Source organism: Snodgrassella sp. W8132, assembly GCF_016100865.1.
GTDB lineage: Bacteria > Pseudomonadota > Gammaproteobacteria > Burkholderiales > Neisseriaceae > Snodgrassella > Snodgrassella alvi.
On sequence record NZ_JACFRQ010000001.1, the window covers coordinates 1,241,468 to 1,266,202 of the forward strand.

The 24,735-nt window shown below is 42.3% G+C and carries 19 protein-coding genes; 4 read left to right on the forward strand and 15 right to left on the reverse strand.

The annotated features are described in order from the left end of the window. Positions 1-37 precede the first annotated feature (37 nt). Positions 38-1,270 (forward strand): chloride channel protein, encoded by a 1,233-nt coding sequence (locus H3U82_RS05545; protein WP_110414074.1) that lies wholly within the window; start codon positions 38-40, stop codon positions 1,268-1,270. A 25-nt stretch (positions 1,271-1,295) separates the two neighbouring features. On the opposite strand, the gene hemF is transcribed toward H3U82_RS05545, so the two are convergent. Further along, a complete protein-coding gene (gene hemF, locus H3U82_RS05550) occupies positions 1,296-2,222 on the reverse strand; it encodes an oxygen-dependent coproporphyrinogen oxidase (protein WP_110414073.1) in 927 nt (308 codons plus the stop codon). A gap of 221 nt (positions 2,223-2,443) precedes the next feature. On the opposite strand from hemF, the gene grxB reads away from it, so the two are divergent. The 3 genes from grxB (at position 2,444) to H3U82_RS05565 (ending at position 5,876) form a co-directional block, all read left to right on the forward strand. After that, entirely contained in the window at positions 2,444-3,091 is a 648-nt protein-coding gene (gene grxB, locus H3U82_RS05555) for a glutaredoxin 2 (RefSeq protein WP_198209585.1), read from the forward strand. Between the two features lie 261 nt (positions 3,092-3,352). Then, on the forward strand, positions 3,353-5,065 hold the full coding sequence (locus H3U82_RS05560; protein WP_110414071.1) for a thiamine pyrophosphate-dependent enzyme: 1,713 nt from the start codon (positions 3,353-3,355) through the stop codon (positions 5,063-5,065). A gap of 136 nt (positions 5,066-5,201) precedes the next feature. After that, positions 5,202-5,876: a LexA family transcriptional regulator gene (locus tag H3U82_RS05565; protein ID WP_110414070.1), complete on the forward strand. Its 675-nt coding sequence runs from the start codon at positions 5,202-5,204 to the stop codon at positions 5,874-5,876. A 531-nt stretch (positions 5,877-6,407) separates the two neighbouring features. Here the strand turns inward: H3U82_RS05565 and H3U82_RS05570 are convergent. The 14 genes from H3U82_RS05570 to H3U82_RS05635 all read right to left on the reverse strand — a co-directional run bounded on the left by H3U82_RS05570 (position 6,408) and on the right by H3U82_RS05635 (position 24,733). After that, positions 6,408-8,402, reverse strand: coding sequence for a DUF3488 and transglutaminase-like domain-containing protein (locus tag H3U82_RS05570; protein WP_198209587.1), 1,995 nt, complete (start codon positions 8,400-8,402; stop codon positions 6,408-6,410). Then, positions 8,402-9,337, reverse strand: coding sequence for a hypothetical protein (locus tag H3U82_RS05575; RefSeq protein ID WP_110414068.1), 936 nt, complete (start codon positions 9,335-9,337; stop codon positions 8,402-8,404). The genes H3U82_RS05570 and H3U82_RS05575 overlap by 1 nt, the downstream gene beginning before the upstream one ends. After that, positions 9,321-10,232: a MoxR family ATPase gene (locus H3U82_RS05580; protein ID WP_025330357.1), complete on the reverse strand. Its 912-nt coding sequence runs from the start codon at positions 10,230-10,232 to the stop codon at positions 9,321-9,323. Before H3U82_RS05580 ends, H3U82_RS05575 begins: the two co-directional genes overlap by 17 nt. A gap of 197 nt (positions 10,233-10,429) precedes the next feature. After that, positions 10,430-10,936, reverse strand: a complete 507-nt coding sequence (gene greB / locus H3U82_RS05585) for a transcription elongation factor GreB (RefSeq protein WP_084547692.1) — start codon at positions 10,934-10,936, stop codon at positions 10,430-10,432. 77 nt (positions 10,937-11,013) lie between these two features. Beyond that, the gene (locus H3U82_RS05590) at positions 11,014-13,284 is read right to left on the reverse strand and encodes an NADP-dependent malic enzyme (RefSeq protein WP_025330355.1); all 2,271 of its coding nucleotides are present in this window, start codon (positions 13,282-13,284) and stop codon (positions 11,014-11,016) included. A gap of 729 nt (positions 13,285-14,013) precedes the next feature. Beyond that, positions 14,014-14,679, reverse strand: a complete 666-nt coding sequence (locus H3U82_RS05595; protein WP_037392796.1) for an HAD family phosphatase — start codon at positions 14,677-14,679, stop codon at positions 14,014-14,016. After that, the gene (hda, locus tag H3U82_RS05600) at positions 14,676-15,344 is read right to left on the reverse strand and encodes a DnaA regulatory inactivator Hda (RefSeq protein WP_025330353.1); all 669 of its coding nucleotides are present in this window, start codon (positions 15,342-15,344) and stop codon (positions 14,676-14,678) included. Before hda ends, H3U82_RS05595 begins: the two co-directional genes overlap by 4 nt. Before the next feature lie 141 nt (positions 15,345-15,485). Continuing rightward, positions 15,486-18,179, reverse strand: coding sequence for a bifunctional [glutamate--ammonia ligase]-adenylyl-L-tyrosine phosphorylase/[glutamate--ammonia-ligase] adenylyltransferase (gene glnE / locus H3U82_RS05605; protein ID WP_110414067.1), 2,694 nt, complete (start codon positions 18,177-18,179; stop codon positions 15,486-15,488). Between the two features lie 192 nt (positions 18,180-18,371). Continuing rightward, on the reverse strand, positions 18,372-18,854 hold the full coding sequence (locus H3U82_RS05610; protein WP_025330351.1) for a peptidylprolyl isomerase: 483 nt from the start codon (positions 18,852-18,854) through the stop codon (positions 18,372-18,374). An 86-nt stretch (positions 18,855-18,940) separates the two neighbouring features. Next, complete coding sequence (rep, locus tag H3U82_RS05615) at positions 18,941-20,938, reverse strand: DNA helicase Rep (RefSeq protein WP_198209589.1); 1,998 nt, start codon at positions 20,936-20,938, stop codon at positions 18,941-18,943. A 72-nt stretch (positions 20,939-21,010) separates the two neighbouring features. Next, positions 21,011-21,670 (reverse strand): uracil-DNA glycosylase, encoded by a 660-nt coding sequence (gene ung / locus H3U82_RS05620; RefSeq protein WP_025330350.1) that lies wholly within the window; start codon positions 21,668-21,670, stop codon positions 21,011-21,013. Between the two features lie 93 nt (positions 21,671-21,763). Next, a complete protein-coding gene (gene thiD / locus H3U82_RS05625; protein ID WP_037392786.1) occupies positions 21,764-22,588 on the reverse strand; it encodes a bifunctional hydroxymethylpyrimidine kinase/phosphomethylpyrimidine kinase in 825 nt (274 codons plus the stop codon). 172 nt (positions 22,589-22,760) lie between these two features. Continuing rightward, entirely contained in the window at positions 22,761-23,552 is a 792-nt protein-coding gene (panB, locus tag H3U82_RS05630) for a 3-methyl-2-oxobutanoate hydroxymethyltransferase (protein WP_198209591.1), read from the reverse strand. A 548-nt stretch (positions 23,553-24,100) separates the two neighbouring features. Then, positions 24,101-24,733 carry a deoxynucleoside kinase gene (locus H3U82_RS05635; protein WP_025330346.1) on the reverse strand — a complete coding sequence of 211 codons (633 nt, stop codon included), beginning with the start codon at positions 24,731-24,733 and terminating at the stop codon, positions 24,101-24,103. Between the last annotated feature and the right edge of the window lie 2 nt (positions 24,734-24,735).

Below are 24,735 nucleotides of genomic sequence, written 5' to 3' on the forward strand. Positions count from 1 at the left end.
CAAAAGTACCTTTGATTTATCGCAAATTTATCATGCCATGTTCAGATTAAATCCGAAACTGATTGCCTTATTACTATTTTGTGGTGCCATCGCCGGCGTGGCAGGCATGTCACTTATCGGATTATTGCATTTCATTCAGCAGTTAGTGTACGGAATAGTCCGTACAGATGGCATCACATTTCGTAATATTGTCGAACAAACCACAGCCATACATCGTTTACTTGCATTAAGTGCATGTGGCGTAATAGCGGGCGCCGGCTGGTACCTGCTGCACCGTTTTGCTCCCAAACTGGTTGATATCAGGGAAGCAATTGGCAACAGTGCCACACCTATACCGTTAGTTTCTACTTTCTTTCATGGTATGTTACAGATATTCACAGTAGGCATGGGTTCACCTCTCGGACGTGAGACAGCACCACGTGAAATCAGTTCAGCCATTGCAGATTTTATCGGCCGGCGATTTAACATCAGTACAGAAGAGAGAAAAGTCCTGCTTGCCTGTAGTGCAGCCGCCGGTCTGTCCGCGGTTTTTGATGTACCTCTGGCCGGTGCTCTGTTTGCACTGGAAACTTTATTATTCAGTTTCCAGCGCAATACCGTTATTGCGGCTTTAATCTGCTGTACAACCGCAGCATGGGTAGGCCGGATCGGACTGGGTAGCCAGCCAGCCTATCAGCTACCGGCAATTACCCTGAACAGTCCACTGTTAATCTGGTCGTTGTTGCTGGGACCACTGATTGTTGCATTCTCATGGCTGTTACAATACCAGCTCGCCTGTTGCAAACCGGCTGTGCGTACCAGCCCCAAGCTGATCTTTATCAGTATCGGTGCCTTTATACTCATCGGGGTTTTGTCCATACAACTGCCGGAGATACTTGGTAACGGAAAAGCCGGTAATGAACTGTTATTTAATGACCAGATAAGCTGGCATTATGCTCTGGCACTATTAATCGGTAAATGGCTGGCGCTTCTACTGGCCACCCGTGCCGGAGCATACGGGGGATTTATTACTCCTTCGATGATGCTTGGCGGTCTGATTGCATTACTGGCAGCCACAGCATGGAACAGCATGCTGCCACCTGTTCCCATAGTCGCCGCAGTTGTGACCGGAGCTACCGTTTTTCTGGCAGTACAGCAAAAAATGCCTCTTACCGCCATATTATTTGTATTGGAAATAACCAATATTACGCCCGACATGATAATGCCAATTTGCCTGTGTCTGCTTACAGCACTATCCTGCCAGCAAGGATTGAACAAAAAACAAAGTTAAACAGTATATATAATAATTTTACTAATCAAACCAGACAGTTTTCTGCTTCTGTCAGCCAGTCACGCGCCTGTAAATATCCGGCCAGACCGGCTTCAGCAGAACCAGGTACTGGTTCATACTGATATTCAAAGCGGGCTAAAGGCGGCATAGACATCAGAATAGATTCTGTTCGCCCGCCGGCATGTAAACCAAACTGAGTGCCTCTGTCGCACAATAAATTAAATTCAATATAACGTCCGCGCCTGTATAACTGAAACTGACGTTCACGCTCGCCAAAATCCATATTTTTGCGCCGCGCCACAATAGGCAGATAAGCTTGTAAATAAGCAGCACTTATTGCTCGTATAAAAGCAAAACTACGAGCAAAATCCCAGCGGTTTAAATCATCAAAAAATAATCCTCCTACGCCTCGCTGTTCCTGCCGATGAGGCAGATAAAAATAACGGTCACACCACTCTTTAAATTCAGAATATACCGTTTCACCAAAAGGCAGACACGCATCATAAGCAACCTTATGCCAATGCACTACATCTTCAATAAATGGATAAAAAGGGGTCAAATCAAAACCGCCGCCAAACCACCAGACCGGATTACTGCGTTCGGGATATGCAATGAATAAACGTACATTCGCATGACTGGTAGGTACAAAAGGATTACACGGATGTACCACCAGTGACACCCCCATTGCTTCATAAGGAGCTCCTGCCAGATACTGGCGTTTACGCACAGCTGAAGCCGGCATAGCGGTACCTTTAACATGAGAAAAATTAACGCCAGCCTGTTCAAACACAGCTCCTTGTTTGAGCACCATACTGCGCCCGTTTCCCAATTTGCCAGACCATTCATCTGTTACAAACCCCGCAGTACCATCTTCTTTTGCCAGGGCATCAGCCAAATGTAATTGTAAGTTTTGAAAAAAATCCAGATTTTGATTAAAGACATCGCAACTCATGAAAAAACCGTAAACTAAGTTTAATTAATATATGTATAATATTAATTAATATTTGTAATACACAATCTACAATAACAGATTATTTTAATCAGTATTATTGTTACCTGACAGTATTTATCGCTTATTTAACAATACGAAACTATCAGTATAAATATTAAAACATGATATTTTTTGTATATTGTACATTTAATCAACACACTAAATCCGAAAAGGAAATCTGAATGCAACTTTATATTTATGACCATTGTCCCTACTGTGTACGAGCCAGAATGATATTCGGTAAAAAAATAGTACCGGTAGAAAATATCTATCTGCTGAATGATGACGAAGACACTCCGAATAAATTAATCGGAAAAAAAATGGTACCGATTCTGGTAAAAAATGATGGTACTGCCATGGGTGAAAGTCTGGATATCGTTCACTACATTGATCAGCTTTCTGGTACTGCTCTTATAAACAATACTGTACGCCCTGAAATTGAAGGCTGGATAAAAATTGTTGATACTTACCGTAATTTCCTGACTTTACCGCGCTGCATCAGTATTAACCTGCCTGAGTTTGCTACTCAGAATGCCATCAACTATTTCATCAACAAAAAAACTGCTATTTTTGGTGATTTTCAGCACCATTTACAAAACAGTCAGACCTATATTAACCGGTTCAATGCCGATCTGATTGCACTATCGCCGTTAATTGTAAATGATCATAGTAGTAATGGTACTTTCGGAATGGAAGATATTCTTTTATTTCCCTTACTGCGCAATATAACTATGGTCAAAGGAATCGAATGGACTGCGCCGGTGCTGGATTATATGCACAGCATTAGCCGGATTACCCGCATTCCATTGTTTGATGACCGCGCAATCTGATTAATCAGCAGTTTTTTGGCAGCCGGCAAAACATAAAGGCTGCCATTTTTATAAAAATTTATTCAAAAATATCGATTTTAAATGATTTTCAACAATAATCTTGTTTTGTTGATTACACAATATTACAATACAAACAATATTGATAAAGAATTAATATAAAATTTTATTTATTTATAACATATGGTTATATAAATAAATAGTAAGAAAATATTTACTTTATTATTTTTGAAATAAATAATCAATTTTAAGAGGAAATACAGCATGTCTAAAACGAAAACTGTATCAGAAATATTGGTTGATGTTCTTACCGAAGCCGGTGTCAGCAACTGTTACGGCATTATCGGTGATACGCTGAACTTTGTTGGCAAAGCGATAGAAAAAAGTAGCATTAACTGGGTGCATACACGTCACGAAGAAGCAGCTGCCTTTGCTGCCGGCGCTGAAGCTCTGATTACAAACAAACTTACTGCATGTGCTGGTTCCTGTGGTCCCGGCAGCTTGCATCTGATTAACGGCTTATACGAATCCAACCGCAATAATGCACCAGTAATCGTTATTGCCAGTCAGCTGGCTGCCACTTCTATGGGCACCGGATTCCCGCAGGAAGTGGATTTCCTCAAGGTCTATCAGGATACAAGCGTTTTCTGCCAGATGGTAAACCAGCCGGAAGAAGCTCAGCGTATATTCACTCAGGCCGCACAGGCCGCCATTAATAAACGCGGTGTAGCCGTTGTCATCCTGCCCAGCGACATCAGCAAAATGGAAGTAGCTGAAAAACCAGTAAAAATATGGCATCCGCAGCCAGTTACCCGTCCGAATGATAACGAAATAGAAGAACTGGTTAAAGCGATTAATCAGGGAAATAAAATTACCATTTACGCTGGTTTTGGCGCTAAAGATGCACATGATGAAGTAATTGCACTGGCAGAAAAACTAAAAGCACCAGTTGTACACACTTCCCGTGCTAAAGACAGCATTGCCTGGGATAACCCTTATCAGGTGGGTATGACCGGGATGTTTGGTACTAAGGCTGGTTATGATGCCATCAAAAACTGCGATACCTTGTTATTACTCGGTTGCAGCTTTGCATGGTCTGAATATTATCCGGAAAAGGCCAATATCATCCAGATTGACCATGAAGCTACTCAGTTAGGCTTGCGTCATCCGATTAATCTGGGGCTGGTTGGTGATGTTAAAACCACTCTGCAAACAATTTTGCCGAAAATACAGACTCGTAACGACAGCAGTTTTCTGGAGCACCATACCGCTTTATTTGCCAAAATTATGGATAAATTTGAAACGTATGCCACTCCGGATGACAAACATCCAATTCACCCGCAGCAACTAATAGAATTGATAGATAAGTATGCCAGTGATGATGCATTGATTACCGCAGATGTAGGAACTCCAATGCTGTGGGGAGCCCGTTATTTAACCATGAATGGCAAACGACGCTTCCTGACCAGTCTTAAACACGGCACCATGTCAAACGGTATGCCTCAGGCTTATGGTTTCCAGAAAGCCTTTCCGGGCAGACAGGTCATTTCTTTATCCGGAGATGGCGGTTTAGCCATGCTGATGGGTGATTTGCTTACTGCCAAACAGGAAAATCTGCCGATTAAAATAGTTGTTTTCAACAACAGTTCCCTGAACTTCGTGGAGCAGGAACAAAAAGGCGAAGGTTTGGTAGAAGTCTATGTTGACCTGAAAAACGGTGACTTCAAAACCATTGCAGAAGGCTGTGGTTTCAGTGCTCAAAGCGTAAGCAAATCTTCTGAGCTGGAGGCCGCTGTAAAAACATTCCTTGCACACGAAGGCCCGGCATTACTGGATGTCGTAATTAGTGATAAAGAACTGATAATGCCACCGGCAATCAGCTATGAAAATGTGAAAAACATGGTCTGGTATGGTTCTAAAGCCATCCTCGAAGGTAAAGGCAAAGAAGTTATTGATATGATCAAAAATAACATCTAAACCTTTTAACAGGCCCGCTGACAGATTGATACAGCGGGCACTTTTTTACACATTAATCAAAAATAATTATTTAAATTAATAATTTAATTGTATTCTTGAATCTCTTATTATTTGAAATAAAAATAAGTCAAAATTTATGCACACTATTCATAGCCGTATTAAACAAGCTAGAACTAATAAAGGTTTAACCCAAGCTGAATTAGCAGAGAAGTTAAATATATCAATTACAGCTATCCAACTATGGGAAAATAAAGATGAGACTAAAGCCACAGCTCCAAAAAGAAAACGGTTAGAGGAAGTAGCAAAAATTTTAGGAGTAACGGTTACATGGCTATATACAGGGGAAAATTTTATACAAACAGATGAAAATCCAAAACTAACTGAAAACCCCGGTCCCAGTGACGGATATAAAAAAGTTATGATATACACTATTGATTTATCAAAAAATCATGAAAATATTAAATGGGTTTTATCAGAATTTGAAGAACCCCTGCTCATAAATAATAATTGGTTCAGATCTAAAAATTTAATCCCTGATGATCTGCGTGCCATGCGTGTAAAAGGTAACAGCATGGCTCCTAACTTGGAAAATAACGACATTGTTATAATAAACACTAATGATGTTGAACCTGTTGATGATGAAACATATGCTATTATTTACAATAAACATTTTTTTATAAGACAAATCCGTCAAACTGTTGATGGTATAAATCTCATAAGCTCAAATAGTGATTATGAAACTATTAAGATTTCTTATAATCATCTAGATAACTTTATAATTTTAGGAAAAAAAATTTGGCGTTGTGGCTAGTTAATATTCTTTATTTCTTTTTATCTTCTGACATTTTGAAAATAGACATCAAAATTTTTTATACATTTAACATAAAATATTTTTCTAATTCATAAAGATAGCTAATTAATATGAAATAAAATTTTAGTGATACAAAATACAAATATCCGGCAGCATCAACAATCTAAAAGCAACTTCAAAATTAAAAAATATTATATTTTTAACAACAATCTATTCTATTTTTATATTTTTTAAAATCAAATAGTTAATTATTAACATTAATTACTCCTTTTCATTCCAAAGAATTTAAAGTATTGTTATTTCTTAACTTTTATTCGAACCGAGTAAAAGTTATCTGTCAGTAGTGATTTCGGAAAGTCAGGCATTCCAGACCACACGGAAACACGACTGATCTAAAAATTAATATGGTCATTAAATGTAATAATAAACTACCCAGCTCTTGATAACATTGATTGCTGGGTAGTTTTCGTTTCTGTGCTTAATAATTTATCCAGACAACTTCGATATGATGCATCGGGATAATCGGCATAATTACAGATTGCGTACAGCTTTCTTCATTTTACGCAACCATTTGCGCTGGCTGCGCATGTCTGGCATTCCTGCTGCTCCATACTGCCAGTCTATATACTGTGTCAATAAAGCAGCTAAATCTTCATTAAGCAAATTATGCTCTGCCAGTATATTTTGTAACTCAAGCGGACCGATTGCAGATAATTCTGACTCTTCACCTTCTACAATAGTCTGCTTAAGCAGATTAATACCATCGGTTAATGGCTGAGTCTGCACATTACCCTGACGGCGTAACCAGAAAATCAGTGGAAGTGACGTAATGACAATTGCGATTATAATGATTATTATCAGTACATATACAGGTATATTTTTTAAATTCAGCCAGCTAAGTATTGACTTCTGACTACCCCTATCATAATTAACCACCCATTGCTGCCAGTAAAACTGACCATTATCCAGATATTTCTGTAATAACGGAAAAGCTGAAGATAATCCGGCACGCTGTTCTGCCGGTAAAGCACTTTCCACCCCTTTGTCTATACGCACTGATGAAACTGCCGTGGTCGGATCTACCCGTTTCCATAAACCCTTTTCAGCAATCCAGATTTCAGTCCATGCATGGGCATCCTTACTGCGAATTTGCCAGAACTTATTGTCAGGGTGATATTCTCCTCCCTGATAACCAATTACGATTCGTGCCGGTACACCGATTGAACGAGCCAGCCATACCATAGCATCTGCATAATCTTCACAAAAACCTTCATGTCCCTCGAATAAAAAATAATCTATTTTATTCTGTGTTTCTTGGTTCCGTTTTGGGGTTAGAGTGTATTGAAAATGATTGCTTTTGAAATAAGTTAGTATATGATTGATAAACTCTTCGCTGCCACCGGACTTATCGGCTAGCTGTTTTGCCAGTCTGCGGGTTTCAGGATTCAATTCAGCCGGCAACTGCGTATAATAATTCAGTAAACCCTGATCCATTTGTTGACGCAAGTATGGTGTCATCTGAGAATATAAATGTACCCTACGCAAACCTTCGCGACTATTATTGACCCTGACAACGTTACCAACTCGTCGGCTGAAACCAAACTGTTCATTAGGCAAAGGCTGATCCAGAGCCGGTAATCGCCCGTGATCATCCTGAATAATCAACTGATATCCTACCATTTTGCTGTCGGTACGCTGTTCCAGCAAAGCTCTACTTGGCAGCTGTAAAGTATCTTCATCCGTATACTGTTCTTTTACCGCATGCCATTTTCCATCCGTGTTATTACCCATTACCATTACACGCCAGTACATATCAGCATTGCGTGGGATAGCATCATTATCAAAGATAACATTGAAAGCCAGTTCATTACTCAAAATCAGATTGCTGACACTCCCTGATTCAAGGGTATCCGACAATCCTGTAACAGATGATTGCTGCGGCTGCGGCACACCCCATAATGGCGTATTTCTGCGCGGCATCGCTATAAATAAAATAACGGCCAGTGGAAAAGACAGAATTAAAATTACTGCGCCCTGCCGTATTGCCGTCATCGGTTTAATGCCCGCCAGTAATCCCAGAGATGAAATCAGGCAGAACAACGCTACAATCAGCCAGGGAGCCATTAATATACTTTGATTAAACAGCAGACCGCCGCCCATCAGTACTAGCTGAGCTAATAATAATATTTGCCAGTCACGTAAAGTTTCACCCTCAAATGCCTTGAGTATTATCATTAACATGAGCAAAGAAACACTGGCATCCCGGCCAATAATCGTTCCCACACGAAAATATACCCATACAGAAGTAGCCACCAGCAATATTATTAATGCCCATAACGGCAATTTTTTAATACTGGTAAACAGCAAAGCAACGCGCGCAATCCACAACAAAGCGAATGCAGCACACACACTCAGAGGTAATTCAAATAATAAGGGTAACGATACCCATGCCAGCATCAGTAACAGAATAAGCTGAGTGCGTACAGATGGGGATTTACGTAAAAAAACCGGATCAGCAAGCCACATTACCATCTACCCAAAGCATTCAGACATTTTGTCCGTTGACCTGTCGTTGCCTCATAGCGCTGTCTTGGTAACTCCAGTATATATTTTTCCCCGATAGCATCTGCTGCCAGTACCCGATAGCACATCATACTCGCCATTTTTTCCAGGCTAGTTCCCTGAGGATAATCCCGATAGGAAATCAGTAGCGGCTCTACCCGCTTACCTCCCTGTTCAAAATATTTATCCAATAAATCACCTGTTTTGGCATAATGTTTCCATGCTATCTGGCGCATTGAAGCTGAACTCTGATGAGGCAGCAGATAAGCCGGATCCTGACCGCTCAGACTGATTTGGACGCTGGGTTCGTCATCACTGCTACGCTGTGCTGAAATAGTATGTTCTAAAGGTTCCGGAAAAATCACAAGTTCTTCAGTAAATTCCCATTGAGTTTTAATCATCAGTAACCCAAATGGCGCCATACTGGCTCCGGCAAGTATTAACGGTGGCAGAATACCGCGGCGCTGTGGAGGTAATTTCCAGAGAAATTCAGTATTTTCTGGTGTAATTGTCCACAATTCCCAATCACTGGCTGTACCGGTTATTTCCTGTGCTGTTTGCAGCCATAACCAGCGTGTACGTTTGCAGCTGTCACAGGCTCGCAAAGTCAGAACACATTCTTTACCGGCAAAATATTCCTGTTGGGGTTTAATCGCCAATACTATCCCGGTAAGCTGGCGGACACCGGCAAGTGCACCAAATAATAAAATGCCCACTAACCAGAACACCAGTGCATGAGCTACGTTTACCTGATAATTAACTGCCATAACCCATAACAGAAAACTGGCAATAGCCACACCCCAGCCCATACGTGTCAGGTTGACACGTATATTACGTGCACGCAAAGCTGTGTGCCCGTCAATAAGTGTAGGAGCAGGTGTCTCAGACCACAGCCACATGGTCCAGCATTCCTGTGAGTAAAGTACTGCTTCGGGACTGACTTTGTAAAGGTTGCAGGCGGTGTGCCGCTACTGCTACCCAGACAGCTTTCACATCTTCCGGAACAACATGTGCCCTTCCCTGTACCCATGCATATGCTTTTGCAGCCTGAACTACTGCCAATCCGGCACGCGGACTCAGCCCGACTGCGAATGTGCCCGGAGTACGCGTAGCTGCAACTAGCCGATAAACATAATCCGCTGCAGCTGCAGATAAATTTATTTTGGATACTTCTGCCTGCCATTGCTGTAATATTTCCGCATTGCATACTGCTTTAATGCGTGGCACAAACTGGCGACGGCCGCCAGAGATGTAGAGCTGTTTTTCTTCTTTTTCTGCCGGATAGCCAATACTCAGACACATCATAAACCGATCCAGCTGCGATTCAGGTAAAGGGTAAGTACCAAGCTGTTCTGTCGGATTCTGGGTAGCAACTACAAGAAATGGTTTCGGCAGCGCATAGGTTTTACCATCCACAGATACCTGCCCCTCTTCCATAGCTTCGAGCAAAGCCGATTGCAGTTTGGGAGAAGCACGGTTAATTTCATCAGCCAGTAAAAAAGAATTGAAAACTGGTCCCGGATGAAAAATAAACTCATTGGAATTTGGCTGGAATATGCTGACACCCAGCAAATCAGCCGGTAACATATCGTTAGTAAATTGTACGCGCTGATAATTTAATCCTAGTACCGCTGCCAGTGCATGCGCCAGTGTGGTTTTACCAACTCCTGGTACATCTTCAAGCAGAATATGCCCGCGTGCCAGTACACAGGTAACAATTTGTATCAGCAATTGTTGTTTGCCCAGAATAAGGGCATTGAGTTGTTTGAAAATCGGTTCGAGTTTTGGATTCATGTTTGGATACAGTAATAATAAAAAATCCGGCAGTGATATCGGGTTTGTTATCGCAAAATGTAACTACTGGAAATAATTCTGTATTATTTATACAAAATTTATTTTATACATATATTTTTGCAGCAATACATACGTATATAATTTGTTAAAATTAAATTTTATAACGAATATTAACACTATTCATGAGTATGTGTACATTATTCAATGCGAATATATTCTACTGTTAATATTTCAATATTTTCCACTCCATCAGGGCCATGCAAACGCACTTCATCACCTTCATGTGCTTTTAATAAAGTACGCGCAAGCGGTGAAACCCAGGAAATTTTATTTCTACTGGTATCAATTTCATCTGTACCAACAATATGTACAGTCTGCTCCTGACCATTGCCGCGTAAAATAGTTACAGTAGCACTAAAAAAAATCTGATCACTGGGTTCACGTGCTTCCGGATCAATAACCTGTGCAGCTTCCAGTCTTTTAGTCAGAAAGCGGATACGTCGGTCAATTTCACGCAACCTGCGTTTCCCATACAAATAATCACCATTTTCACTTCGGTCACCATTACCCGCCGCCCAGTTCACCACATTAACAATTTCAGGGCGTTCTTTATGAACAAGCTGATAAAGCTCATCCTGTAAAGCCTGATGGCCCGAAGGGGTAATATAATTAGGTGCAGTCTGGGGTGCTGACACATTACTCATAAACTGTCTCCATAATTGACACAAAAAGGCTGTCTGAAAACACAGACAGCCTGCATGATTCTTCCAGAATTCAGCGATTATTTACGCTGGGCATCTACAGCAGCCAAAGCCACCATATTTACTATACGGCGTACAGAAGCCATAGGAGTAACAATATGTACAGATTCATTCATACCCATCAGAATCGGGCCAATTGTTACGCCATGAGATGAAGTACGTAACAGATTGTAACTGATATTCGCTGCTTCAACATTCGGCATTACCAGCAAGTTTGCTGCACCTTTTAGTTTGCAGTCCGGCATCAGTTTCTGACGCAGTTTTTCATCCAGTGCAAGATCACCCTGCATTTCACCATCCACGTTTAGTTCCGGAGCTGCCTCTTTAATTAAAGCAAGCGCTTCCTGCATTTTGGTGCTGCTTGGCTGATCAAGTGAACCGAAGTTTGAATTGGACAACAAAGCCACTTTTGGTTCTATACCAAAACGTTTCATTTCATCAACACACATCAGTGTATTAGCAGCAATCTGCTCTGCAGTCGGTTCTGGATTAACATAGGTATCAGCAATAAACATATTACCTGAGGTCATAATCAGTGCGTTCATAGCACAGGCATTCTGTTCAGGATTGTTATAGCCGATTACTTCTTCCAGAATATTGAAATGATCATGGAAGCGACCTACCGTGCCACACAGTAATGCATCAGCACTACCCATCCGCACCAGCATTGCACCAATCAGAGTAGAACTGCTAATCATCCGGCGCCGAGCCATTTCCTCGGTGACACCGTGACGTTTACGCAGCTCGTAATAAGCCTGCCAGTATTCACGGTAGCGAGGATCATCCTGATTATTTACAATCTCAAAATCCTTGCCTGGCTGTATAGTCAGACCCAGTTTTTTCGAACGTGCTTCAATTACTGCCGGCCGGCCAATCAGAATCGGAAAGGCAAGCTTGTGGTTAACAATGTGCTGCGTTGCATGCAGAACACGCTCATCCTCACCTTCACACAATACCACACGTTTCAGTTCTTTTTTTGCCTGAGAGAATACCGGTTTCATAAACAGGCTGGATTTATAGACAAACTGACTCAGTTTCTCTACATAGGCTTCCATGTCATCAATCGGACGGGTTGCCACACCGGAATCCATAGCTGCTTTGGCTACAGCAGGCGCCACTACAGCAATCAAACGAGGGTCAAATGGCTTCGGAATCAGATATTCACGTCCAAAAGAAAGCTCGGTATTGCCATAAGCAGCAGAAACTTCATCACTTAGCTCAGCTTTGGCCAGTTCAGCAATAGCATGCACACAGGCCAGCTTCATCTGCTCATTAATGGTAGTTGCACCTACATCCAGTGCACCACGGAAAATAAACGGGAAGCATAGAACATTATTTACCTGATTCGGAAAATCAGAACGTCCGGTACCAATTACCGCATCCGGTCGTGCAGCTTTAGCTTCAGGCGGCCAGATTTCCGGAGTCGGATTAGCCATAGCCAGAATAATCGGATCTTTGGCCATAGTTTTGAGCATATCCACGCTCAACACATTCGGACCAGATAATCCAAGGAAAATATCTTTGTCATGAACAGCATCAGCAAGCTTACGCTGACCATTATCCGGTATGGCGAATAATTTTTTCGATTCCACCATGTTTTCTTCACGATTCTGGTAAATCACACCTTTTGAATCGCACACAGTGATATTTTCACGCTTCATACCCAGCGCAACCAGCAGCTCCAGACAGGCAATCGCTGCTGCACCGGCTCCGGAACATACTAGTTTAACCTGACTGATATCTTTACCAACAACTTCAAGACCATTTTTAATCGCTGCTGCAGTAATAATTGCTGTACCATGCTGATCATCATGGAATACCGGAATGTTGCAACGCTCACGCAGTTTTTTCTCAATATAAAAACATTCCGGTGCTTTAATATCTTCAAGGTTAATACCGCCAAATGTCGGCTCCAATGAAGCAATAATATCTACCAGTTTGTCCGGATCAGTTTCATTAATTTCGATATCGAATACATCAATACCACCGAATTTTTTGAACAGTACTCCCTTACCTTCCATCACCGGTTTTCCAGCCAGAGCACCGATATTACCCAAACCCAGTACCGCTGTACCATTGGAAATAACTGCAACCAGATTACCGCGTGCAGTATATCTGTATGCATTCAGGGGATCACGGTGAATTTCCATACACGGTGCAGCCACACCCGGTGAATAGGCCAGTGACAAATCATATTGGGTAGCCAATGGTTTGGTAGGCGTAATTTGAATTTTACCGGGACGGGGTTCTTCGTGAAAATGTAATGCTGCTTCTTTGATTAATTCATCCATATCTTTTCTCAGTCTTAGGTTTTCAACACCAGTAAGCTGTTCTTGAAAGAGCACGCTAAAAAGTCACTTTTACCCGAGCAATTTACTAAATATGGCCAAGATAAAAGTTATTCACATTATAGCGTTAATTAACAAAATCATACACCGCTTTATTATCAGTATAATCAATTGCCATTCATTGTAAACATCCGGTTCTTGCGATTCTGCTGGATTTAAAACAACTATTCTTTAAACCGGAAAAAACGTTTTCTTATTTTTATAAAACAACAGTCAGTATTTATTAAAATTATTTTTACCGGTTAATTTATATTCAGTCTGAATCATTATATTTCATACAATACAACCTACTGATTAATTTATATAAATTTAGGAAATACAGTTCAGTTAAACTAATTTAAAAGAGAAATTATAGTTTTATAATCTGACCATATTATTCAGAATATGATTTATTTAAATAAAAACTATGCTATTAATCAGACAATGATTTCAGCAAATTTTAACTGGTATATCAATAAGCCGGCGCATCTGATATCAGGAACGCCGGCTTCAGACTAGTATGAATTTCAACCTAGAGTTTTTTACAGCCAGCTTAGGATTATCCAGTATCTGATAATCGCCACCTTCCATTTCAATTGGCCAACCATGCTGCATTTAAATCACGTAAAGCGGACTGATAGCGATCACTTAGACTGAAATCTGTACGCTGTCTGCCAAAATTATGATACGTCATTACATAAAATTCAGTATCGGCCAGCCATGGCGATGAGCATACTGCACCAGTTTCTCATCAGGATTAACGGCAACCGGATCAGTTACCAAATTGAGCAAGGGCAAATCATTATGCGAATCGCTGTAAAAATACACTTTAGTAAAATCTTCCAGCTGCTGCCCGCGCTGTGCTAGCCACTGCTGCAGTCGTGTAACTTTGCCTTCTTTAAAACTGGGCGTACCTGTATAGTGTCCGGTATAATTACCATCTGCATCTGTTTCTAACTGCACGCCGATAATATTCTGAATACCAAACGCTTTTGCAATGGGTGCGATAATAAATTCATTAGTAGCAGACAAAAGCAGCATTTCATCACCAGCATCGCGATGACCTTGTACCAGCATTTTAGCCATAGTAGAAATATGCGGCACGATAAAATCGCGCATATACTCATTATGCATTTCATCCAGCTCTGCGCGGCTAAAACGCGCGAGTGGTGCAAGCTGGAATTTCAGAAATTCATCAATATCCAGACAGCCATTCAGGTAATCTTGGTAGAATTTGTCGTTTTTCATGTCAACAAACGATTTATCTACCAGCCCCTTTTGCATCAGATACTTCGGCCATTCATTATCTGAATCACAGTTAATCAGTGTGTGGTCAAGGTCAAAAATAGCCAGATTCATGCATTTTCCTGTTGTTTAAGTAACTGGCGCAATAATGTAAGAGTGATGCGTCGACCCTGCGCCAGTGAATAATCATTCAGGGTATTGAGCATCAGCAGCAAGCTATCCAGATCTCTGCGCCAGTGAGCCAGCAAATAGCGGATTACTTCTGCATCAACCGGTATTTGCCTTGCATGAGCCATGCCTACCAGAGCATTGAATTTTTCTTCATCACTTAATGGTTTGATTTCGTAGACAAGACAATAGGCCATGCGTGTACGTAAATCTTCACGGATCATTAGCTGCTGAGGAGGAATTGCTGAACTTAAAAGCAGATTACCGTGTCGGCTGTTGCGAAAATGATTGAAAAGAGAAAATAGTTGCTGCTGTTCAGTGGCACTGAGTAATTCAATCTGGTCTACGGCAACACAGTCCAGATCGAACAGCCAGTGTCCCAGGCCTTCTCTGGCTGCATCAACGTATTCAGCTTTCAGCCCGCGTGACTGTGCTTGTGCTACCCATGCTTTGAGCAAGTGGCTTTTACCACTGCCTGCTTCCCCCCAGACAAAGATAAACGGGTCAGCCTGATGCTGTAACACATAAATCAGTTCCGCATTGGTATGGCCAAGAAATTTATCAAATCCGGGATAGCTACGATCGTCAAAGTCAAATATCAGTTGGTTCACTACAGTAGACCAGTTTGAAAGCTAGTTCGACCTTTGATTGTAGCTGTCTGCTTAGTTCATATCAAGCAGCATAACGATGGAATTTAACTGATGAATAAGGATTTTATATTTAGCGGAAGTGAAAACCGACAGATAAAATATTTACTCCGACGGTTCGGCGGCAAATACCTGTTTCCATAGTTTCTTCACTATCTGATAATATTCAAGTAAGGAAGCATCTATGGGCGTAGCGACTGCGTCACGAAGACGGGTGTTATGCTGTAGCTGTCGATAATAACGATATGCAGTACGGCTGCCTTCCGCCAGTTTACTGTCAATCAGCCCCAGTTCAGCCGCAATACTGAGTAAAGCAATATTGCCATAATTTTGTAATAATTGCGGATACTGATGTGCAAAAGAAAGAATCAGATACTGCACAATGAATTCCACATCAACGACACCGCCGCGGGCATATTTCACATTACTGTCAACTGGTGGATGTGTAGGGAACATTTTTTCGCGCATGGCAATAATTTCTTTCCGAAGCTGTTCTGCACCACGCTGACGACACAGTATTTCATTCCGTACAGCATCAAAGCGTCTGCCAACTATACTGTCTCCGGCAATAAAGCGGGCGCGTGTTAAAGCCTGATGTTCCCATGTCCATGCACTTTCACGTTCATAGCGCTCATAAGCCTGAATATGTGTGACGGTAAAACCGGAATCTCCGTTCGGACGCAGACGTAAATCAATATCATAGAGCATGCCGGCGCCAGTCGGAACAGTGAGCCAGCTGGTCAAGCGGCGTGCCAGACGAGTATAAGTATCGACAGCATCCGGATGATTATCATCAAATACATAAACCAAATCCAGATCAGAAGTATAGCCCAGCTCTTTACCGCCTAATTTGCCATAACCAATCACGGCAAAATGTGCAGTATCAGTATGCCTGCGTGGTAACTCAGTCCACACTCTTGTAAGTGCAGCTTGAATAATCAGATCTGCTAAAGCGGAAAGCTGGTCGGATAAGGACTCAACTGTCCACAAACCAGCCAGATCCTGCACAGCCAGACGAAAAGTCCATGCATGCTGAAACCGGCGTAAAACATCCATCTGGGCTTCAACATCACCGTGACACTCATTAAGCTGATGCTCGAGTTCAATCGAGTGAGCTGCCCAATCAGTATCTATACGCATTAATTCATTGCTGAGCAGCTCATCCAGCAATACCGGATGCTGCTGCAGATAAGTAGCCACCCAGCTGCTCTGGCTCATTAAACCAGCCAGTTTTTCCAGAGCCTCAGGATGCTCATGCATAAATGCCAGATAAGAGCTGCGCCGGCCGATGGCCTCAAGAAAATCCAGTAAACGGGCTAAAGTGACATCTGCTTGCGGACATTTTGCGGCAATACTAAGCACTGACGGTATGATTTCGTCAAAGCGCTGTTGCGCAGTGGACGATAACTGGCGGTACTGACTACCATGATGCAGTTGTTGCAGACGCTGCAATACATTTTTCGCATCAAACCCGTGCGCAGTCAGCAAAGCGATTTTTTCTTTGTTGTCACTTTCATCCTGCCATACACGCAGCATATCCGGATCGTTTACTTTGGCTTTGTCTTCCGGTTCAGTAAATATTGCTTCGAAAATCTGGTGCACAGCCTGTCTGTGCTGATTCAGGGCAGCCAGATAATCCTTATAGTCGCTGTAACCCATACTTTGTGCCAGCATTTGCTGTTGCTTTTCACCAGTTGGTAACATCTGGGTTTGCTGGTCATCCCAGTATTGCAGCCGGTGTTCGGTATCCCGCAAAAAATAATAGGCTTTCAGTAATGTATCGACACTATCCTGCGACAGCATTCCGTGCTGAAGCAAAGCATGCAGCGTTTCCTGTGTACCTTTTAATTGCAGGCTGCGTACCTGTCCGCCCCGTATTAACTGGAATATCTGGGCAACAAATTCCACCTCGCGGATACCACCGGCACCAAGCTTGATATTATCGGCCATACCTTTACGGGTAACTTCACGCTGTATCTGCCGGTGCAGGTTGCGCATGCCGTCATAAGCATTAAAATCCAGATATTTGCGATACACAAAAGGTCGTACCAGTGCTGCGATATTATTCGGATAGTCAGTGACCAGACGCGCCTTTGTCCATGCATAACGCTCCCACTCCCGTCCCTGCTGAATCAGATAATGCTCCAGTGCGGTTTCATTGATTACCAGAGCTCCAGAATCACCATCTGGACGCAAACGCATATCAACCCGAAAGACCTGACCATCTCCGGTAATATCATTTAACAGAGCAATGATTTTCTGTCCGACTTTTGTAAAAAATTCCTGATTGCTCTTCTGTCGTTTACCATCAGTATTTCCGGCTTCCGGAAACACAAAAATTAAATCAATATCAGAAGATACATTCAGCTCATAGCCACCCATTTTCCCCATACCTACAATACTAAGGCGTTGCTTATCCCCGCTGTACTGGCCGACTGGCTGTCCGTACAAACCAGCATAGTAGGCATGTGCATACTGCTCAGCAATATTTATAGCGAAATCCGCCAGATGGGTAATAGTTACAGTGACTTCATTTAAATCGCTTACCCGCGCCAAATCACGAGCCATAATATGTGCCATTACATAACGGCGCAGCAGGCGTAACTGGCGTGCCAGTTCATCTTCATTTTCACTACTCTGTAATTGCGCCCAGTCAGCGAAATTCCGGAAATCATCAATGGTCAGTTGCCGCTCCAGCCAAGGATAAAGTTTGTCTGTATTAAGTAACTGATTATCCAGTAAACGGCTTAGAAACAATGAATACGGACGTGCTGCTGCAAGAATTTGTTCGGGAGTCATAATGGCATTAATAAGAATATGAATGCATGGTTTATCATACCGTCTGAAACTAATACTGTGAATCAGTAAATCAGAGACAATAACATGCAGTATTTCAGTGAGAAGCTGAATATTGCCGGAAATAAAAAAAGAAGTTTGCGCTTTCGGCGAAACTTCCTTTTTTCAGATTTAATTATCCAATGATGTAACTAATTAGTGATGATGGTGATCATGCGCTCCATGTACATGACCATGTTCCAGCTCCTCAGCCGTAGCAGGGCGAATGTCTTTTACTGTTGCTTTAAAACGAATACACTGTCCAGCCAACGGATGATTACCATCGACTACCGCTTTACCATCTGCTACATCGGTAATACGATAAACCATTACATCACCAGTTTCCGGGTCATCTGCTTCAAACATCATGCCCACTTCAACTTCAACCGGAAACACATCCAATGGTTCAATACGAATCAGATCTTCATCCTGTTCGCCAAATGCATCATCTGGTGCCAGTTTTACATCTACTACATCGCCAACCGTCTTATCATGTAACTGTTCTTCAACCAACGGAAAAATACCGTCATAGCCACCATGCAAATAGCTAATCGGTTCTTCAGTTTTATCGATCAGCTGGTTATCAGCATTGAACATTTCATAGTCCAGTGTCACAACAGAATTTTTGGCGATTTTCATAATTTTTTCCATAATCAAGCTGCACAGGCAGCAAACAATTTGTATTTTAACATGTAATGGTGCAAACCACATGACGTTACAGACTGCTATTGCAGACTATCCAGCCGTGCCATCATTCCGGCAAGAATACTTTTACCTTCCGACTGACTAACAATGGGTTCACTGCCCTTACGTCCCAGCAAACGAATATCTTCGCCCGGCATTTCATCAATAAAACGGCTGGGTTCATGAAATTCCCAGGAACCGGCACGTTTGCGTTTATGACAATGTGTAAGAGTAAGAGTTTGCCGCGCACGGGTGATACCCACATACATCAGCCGGCGTTCCTCATCAATATTGCCTTCTTCGATACTGTCAGCATGCGGAAATACTCCTTCTTCACAGCCTACCAGAAACACATGCGGATACTCCAGACCTTTAGACGCATGCAGAGTGGACATACTCACCATATCTGCATCTTCATCTTCTTTACCATCAAGCAATGTCATTAGTGCTATAGTCTGGGCTATTTCCAAAATATTCCGGCCATCTTCTTCACCTTTTTTGCCTATCCAGCTGAGCAAATCCTGCACATTGCGCCATTTAATTTCTCCGGCCCGTCCTTCTTCCGTATTGAGCAAATGTGTTTCATAAGCTATATCAGCAAGCAAACTATGCAACAATTGTCTGGCATCTTCCACAGTAGCACGTGCCTGATAATCAGCCAGCAAAGCCATAAACTGCTGTAACGGTTCACGGCTTTTTGCTGACAACTCTGCCAGCGCATCCATACTGCGTGCAGCTTCAAATAAACTGCATTGTGCTACTTTGGCATAATTATTCAGCTTAGCCAGTGTGGTTTCACCTACTCCTCGCCGTGGTGTCGTTACTGCGCGCAGAAATGCCGGATCATCATCCGGATTAGCAAGTAAACGAACATAAGCCAGTACATCTTTGATTTCGGCCTTATCAAAAAAACTTTGTCCGCCTGAAAGTCTGTATGGAATTCTCCGGCTACGCAATGCCTCTTCAAAAACTCTCGCCTGATGATTACCCCGATATAAAATCGCAAAATCCCGGTAATGTACGGCATCACCACCAATCAATTTTTGATGAGCAATTCTGCTGACGACTACATCAGCTTCGTGAGCCTCATTTTTACAGGCAATAACATCAATCATGTCACCCAACCCGTATTCACTCCATAATGTTTTAGCAAAAAGTTTGGGATTATGGGCAATCACCTGATTGGCTACACGCAGAATACGTGCAGTAGAACGATAATTTTGCTCCAGTTTAATAATCTTTAAATCCGGATAATCTTGTTGCAGCAGACGCAGATTTTCCATATTGGCACCACGCCAGGCATAAATACTCTGATCATCATCACCTACGGCAGTAAACTTACCTTCTGCACCGGTAAGCAGACGCATCAGCGCATACTGACAGGTATTGGTATCCTGACACTCATCTACCAGCAGATAACGCAAACGAAGCTGCCACTTATAGCGAATATCTGCCTGTGACTGGAGCAGCTCAACCGGTATCCGGATTAGATCATCAAAATCTACTGCCTGATAGCTGGTCAGAGTATCCTGATAAGAGGCATATAACTGTCCCATCTGACGTGTCCATGTATCATCAGCCTGCCGAATAACAGCTTCTGGAGAAAGCAGGCTATTTTTCCACAGTGAAATCTGATGCTGGGCTTTAAACACCATTTCCCTACCGGTGCTGCCCAGTAATTCACTGATGATTTTGCCCGCATCGGCACTGTCGAGAATAGAAAATTGTTTTTTATATCCCGCAGCTGCTGCTTCCTCACGCAAAAAGCGCATACCCAGCGAATGAAAAGTACATATAGTTAAACCGCGGGTTTGCGGTTTACTTAATAAATGACCAACACGCTCCTGCATTTCCCGTGCCGCTTTATTAGTAAAAGTAATTGCAGCTATCTGCTGGGCAGGATAGTGTGCTTGTGTAATCAGGTAAGCAATTTTTTCAGTAATAACACGCGTTTTACCACTGCCGGCACCAGCCAGCACCAGTAATGGTCCATCAAGATAGTGAATAGCTTCGTGTTGTTGCGGATTCAGATTTAACATGGTTTTATTGATGTTTCCGGCAAAAACACAACCGTACTGTTTATCAGGCCGGCTTCTGGTCAGCCGGATATCTTACAATTGCCAGTCTATCGGGCTTATTCCGTGCTCCTGCAGATATGCATTAGCCCGTGAAAAATGCCTGCATCCGAAAAAACCACGGTATGCAGATAAAGGAGACGGATGAGGTGCAGTTAATACCAGATGTTTTTTCCGGTCAATCATAGCACCTTTTTTTTGTGCATGGCTGCCCCAAAGCATAAATACAATATGTTCACGTTCAGCATTCAAGACAGCAATCACATGGTCGGTAAAAGTTTCCCAGCCCAGCTCTGCATGTGAATGTGCCTGACCGGCGCGCACGGTTAAAACGGTATTAAGCAACAATACACCTTGCTCTGCCCAGTGCTGCAAATAGCCATGCTGCGGAATACGAAAGCCGGGTATATCTTCAGCCAGTTCTTTATATATATTGACTAGTGAAGGAGGAATGGCTACACCTTGCCGTACAGAAAAAGACAAACCATGCGCCTGCTGCGGACCATGATAAGGATCCTGACCAAGAATAACCACTTTAACCTGGGCAAATTCAGTTGCCTTAAACGCATTGAACACATCTTGTGCCGGTGGATAAATCACCTTACCGGCCAGCCTTTCAGCACGTACTGTTTCCAGAATATGCTGAAAATATGGTTGCTGTTTTTCTGCACCAATTGCCTGATGCCATGTCTGCATTAGAACTTCCCCTGTCTGATAAAAAGGCAATTTATGCCTTGCAGTCGGCCTTATACCGGTCAAGCTGCCAATTTTAGCATAGCGGCAAAACTACTAATCATGCCTTATACGCCAGAAATGCGCTAACGGACCATACCCATGTCCCAGATGCCAGTGTTGTCCTGCCTCAATCGCACCATGTACATAACTTTTGGCAGCTGCGACTGTATTGGCCAGATTTTCATGCTGTGGTCGCAAAGCGGCTATCGCAGCTGAAAGAGTACAACCAGTACCATGAGTATGTGAAGTATGAATCCGGAGACTTTTAAAACATACCGGTTCATTATCCCGTTCCATCAGCCAGTCTGCAGCATCTTCAGAATTATTACGGTGCCCGCCTTTTACCAGTACTGCATGACAGCCTTCATCCAGTAAAATCTGTCCCTGTTCGAGCATTTCTTGATCCGTAGTGGCTATCGGCTTATGTGTCATGATAGAAAGTTCAAAAAGATTAGGTGTCAGAATATCAGCCAGCGGCATTAGCAATTGCTTCATTGTCTGCACAGTATTTTCTATCGACAAAGCTGAACCGGAAGTAGCCACCATAACCGGATCCAGTACAGTAAAAGGCAGATGATATTGTTGCAGTGATTGAGCAACCGTACGGATGCTGTCAATATCAGCCAGCATACCGATTTTGACCGCATCGATACGAATATCAGACATTACTGCCGCACACTGCGCCTCTATCATATCCGGCGTTACTACCATAACCTGCTGTACACCAAAAGTATTCTGTGCAGTAATGGCTGTAATCACACTGGTACCGTATGCACCCAGCGCAGCAAAAGTTTTTAAGTCCGCCTGAATACCTGCTCCGCCACTGGAATCAGATCCGGCAATAGTCAAAGCACGGGGGTAAGGCTTGGCGAGCGCCATAAGCATCTCCCTGAAAATTTTTATTTGTCAACGAATTAACTTATATATACTTCCAGAAAAAAAAACAAGCCCGTATAAATATCCGCAAAATATGCCTATTGACTATTTGTAAAGAAAAACCCACATAAAAATATAATATTTTCAATTAAAAACAGAAATTTAATTCAAACTTTCAATTAGCAAAAATATGTTCTGCTGCCGGAAAAGTTTTTGCTTTTACTTCGCGAACATAGGCACTGACAGCTGCCTGAATACTATCCTGATCCTGCATAAAATTTTTGACAAATTTAGCTGTTTTACCCGGATAAATACCCAGCATATCATGCATTACCAAAACTTGTCCGTCACAGTCGACACCTGCACCAATACCGATTGTCGGGCAGCTAAGTGCTGCTGTCACCTCTGCTGCCAGCTGGCCGGGTACACACTCCATTAATACCATATCAGCACCAGCCTGTGCATGAGCCTGAGCATCGACCATTAATTGTGCCGCGGCTTCACCACGACCTTGTACTTTATAGCCACCGAGTGTATGAACGGATTGCGGCGTAAGACCGATATGTGCACATACCGGAATACCTCGCTGCTGTAAAAACTGTGTGGTTTCTGCTATCCATGCACCCCCTTCCAGTTTCACCATATGTGCACCAGCAACCATCAGGCGTACTGCAGCAGCAAAAGCCTGTTCTTTGCTTTGCTGATAGGCTCCAAAAGGCAGATCAGCCAGAATCATTGCCTGTTGATTACCTCGTGCTACAGCAGCCGTGTGATAACAGATATCATCAACACTAACCGGTATAGTAGATGTTTGCCCTTGTACCGCCATACCAAGCGAATCACCAATCAGCAATATATCAACACCGGCATCGCTCATCAGACGGGCAAAACTGGCATCATAACAAGTCAGCATGGCAATTTTTTCACCGGCTGCCTTCATTTTCCTTAAAGTATGAATAGTATGCATATACAGATAAATCCGCTATTTATGTTTTATCAGAAAATACTGCCGGTAATAACAGCTTATTTATTTTTAACCTGCATTCCGGCTAAAGAAACCCAAATTTGTTACAACAAATATCCGGCTAGTTGTAATGACCGGCAAAATACCACAGACTACAGCCAAACCAGAACAGATTAACAAATATTTTGCCATCCTTTATTCCCATCTGATGACTGGAATATCTTTAAAATTATTTATCTAATATGGATATATCCAATGTTGGTACTAAACCAGTAATTTCATCCTCGGTAATGCCGGAAAAATACGTATCCGAATTCTGCAATTCCATATACAAAAACTGTACTTTTTTCTATAAAAAGTACAGTTTGTAAGTCTGAAATCCATCGCAAAGAGAAAATAAATACCAAATTAACAGAATAATGTCATTGATATTTTTTTACTCAAATTAAACAGCATAAAATGCCGATATAGCTAATTTACGACAAATCAGATTGACTGAAATATCCACGCAGACAACGGAAATAATTATTTCACCAAACAATTTTAAATAACTATTCGCTTAAATTGAGATAATTACGGCTGCCCTGCATATTGGCAATGGTATTGAGCAACAGTTCAAAATGATCGTCATTACCAAGAAAATCCAGTTCATTAGTATTAGCAATCAATAGCGGAGCATGCTGATATAAATGGAAAAACCGGCGATACTCAGCGTGAATTTGCTGTAAATAACCAGCCGGAAACAGATTAACCATTCCGTCATCCCGCTGACGCAAACGCTTATCAAGCAACTCGTCATCAGCTTCCAGATAAATCACCAGATCCGGAACCGGAAATTTCGGCATTACTTTTTGCTTAATTTGCCAGTACAGAGTCTGTTCCTCTTCACGCAAAATTACCGGCACATATATCTGATCCTTCTCAAGCAGAAAATCAGCAATAACCCGCGAGCGTCGCTCATCCTCTGCATAAATCACATTTATTGCCTCGCAACGACGCATTAAAAAATGCATCTCTGTGGCTAGCCCGTGATTAGTCGCATTCAGATAAAATTTTTCCAGAAACGGATTGCTTTCCGGAATTTCCGACAGCAGCAGAGCATCAAAATATTGTGCCAGACGGCGGCTTAAAGCTGATTTTCCACTGCCAATAGATCCTTCTACGACAATGTAGCGATAATCCATAC